The organism is Xenorhabdus santafensis, assembly GCF_033949405.1.
Lineage (GTDB): Bacteria > Pseudomonadota > Gammaproteobacteria > Enterobacterales > Enterobacteriaceae > Xenorhabdus > Xenorhabdus santafensis.
Genome location: NZ_VCDN01000049.1, coordinates 1 through 1654 on the forward strand (window position 1 = coordinate 1; position 1654 = coordinate 1654).

The following is a 1654-nucleotide window of genomic DNA, read 5'->3' on the forward strand; positions in this document are numbered from 1 at the left end:
CGTAGTGGAACTGCTCTTCATGCGGACGATTGCCCTCGAACAGCGTATGCAAAATTTGGTCGTTGGCATTGTAACGGTAGCGGGTTTGTCCCCAGCGACTGTCATCAATCACCCGTACATTATGGGCACGATCATATTGCCAGCTGCGGTTGACAGCGGTGGCCTGCGGCGGGAAATGCGGGTCATTTTCCGCCAATGTTTCCCGGAAAAATTGCGTCGCTTGCCCCGCTGACCGATGTGCCAGCAAGCCGGTTGCGGTGTAGCGGCTGGCAAGGATAAAACCGCCAAAGCCGAACATACACCGTGGGATACGTGCCGCAAAATAATAAAGCTAAAACCCGCCCGCAACCCATCTTAAGGGGCAGTGGCTTAAACAGGCTTATTTTGAGATTGGCGGCTTGGTCACGGTGAAAATCATGGACGGCTGTCTGGTGCTGATCCCCGACAGTTCCGAAACAAACATGTCTCAAACAGCAATACCTGCGCCAGCGGGCGCAACTCAGTGAAATTAAGCTGAAGATGCGGGAGTTGATTGGCGACTACAAAAACCGCTAAGGGCAGGGAGTAAGCCGCTCTTAACAGAACAAAGCCGGAAGATCACGGGGATCTTTCCGGCCTATTAATCATAATCAAAAGAATAATTCGTCCTTATTTATGCCATATTAATTTTTAAACTTCATATACTTTTTACTCCCTGTATTTAATTGATGTTTAAAAAATTCTGTCTCTTTGTATTCATTCATAGTGCCATGATTACAGCTACTATAGTTATCTCCTAAGCTGCCATCATTTTGCCACCTACAAACCGGACAAATTTCATAAAACGCATCTTCATTGTCTTCAAAAACAATATAGTTACAGGCAGAACAATGTACGCCAGTAATTAAATTATCATCACGGTCTATAATTAATATTTCGTTTCCGGTTATATCTTTGATAATTTCTTCGAAAAAACAATTTCTTAGTAATTTTGAGTAATTGAAATTATCTAATATAACATCATTATACTTTTGCTTTATTGCTTCTGATGGCAGCTCACCTTCTATTTCTCCCAATTCAAAAAGTAATTGAATACGACTATCTACATTCTCTGTAAATAGTGAGTGGAGTTTCAAAAAACTAATCACTTCAGAATATAAAAATTCAATTTTCATTATAAACTCTTCGCTAATTCAATTGCAGCTTGGAAAGCATCACTATCCCGACCATCATCTATGTAATAAGTTCTCATTTCTCTTTTACCTGCATGACCGACAAAGATCTCGCCAGTACTTTTATCATGTTTAATGATGATGTTATTAACTTTAGTTTCTTGCATGGTTTCAGTTAGTGGTTTGTTAGAAAACTCTTTTGCCTTATTTAAATATTGGGGCTGAGTAATATCACCGAATTCTTTACCGTGTTTAAGGTAATGATATTGCAAACCAGATAAATTCTTATGAGTTACATCACCAATTTGGTAATCCCTCTTGTTAGGATTAAAGCCCTTCCATTTTATGGATGCTGCAAGCCCACAATCTTTACCGGCCAACCCAAACGGATCGATCCAACCCGTCGGGTTATGCACATACCCATACGGATTCAGCCCACCCAGCAGCCCTATCGGGTCCGGCGAGATATACTGTGCCGTGCTCGGATTATAGTAACGAAAACG

General features: G+C 41.4%; 3 protein-coding genes and 1 pseudogene. 2 read left to right on the forward strand and 2 right to left on the reverse strand.

The features are described from left to right. Together FE392_RS13460 and FE392_RS13465 are read left to right on the forward strand one after the other, a co-directional pair. The coding region (locus FE392_RS13460; protein WP_319930735.1) for a hypothetical protein at positions 1-232 on the forward strand (232 nt) is incomplete at its 5' end. A gap of 154 nt (positions 233-386) precedes the next feature. Further along, positions 387-506, forward strand: a pseudogene (locus FE392_RS13465) (hypothetical protein); the annotation flags it as partial. A gap of 156 nt (positions 507-662) precedes the next feature. Here FE392_RS13465 and FE392_RS13470 read toward each other — a convergent pair. Together FE392_RS13470 and FE392_RS13475 are read right to left on the reverse strand one after the other, a co-directional pair. Further along, positions 663-1154, reverse strand: a complete 492-nt coding sequence (locus tag FE392_RS13470) for a CPCC family cysteine-rich protein (protein WP_319930736.1) — start codon at positions 1152-1154, stop codon at positions 663-665. Then, the coding region (locus FE392_RS13475) for an RHS repeat-associated core domain-containing protein (RefSeq protein ID WP_319930737.1) at positions 1154-1654 on the reverse strand (501 nt) is incomplete at its 5' end. The genes FE392_RS13470 and FE392_RS13475, both read right to left, overlap by 1 nt.

Coding starts and splice junctions, on each gene's coding strand:
- FE392_RS13470 (WP_319930736.1), bottom strand. CDS start 1,154: ATGAAAATTGAATTTTTATATTCTGAAGTGATTAGTTTTTTGAAACTC.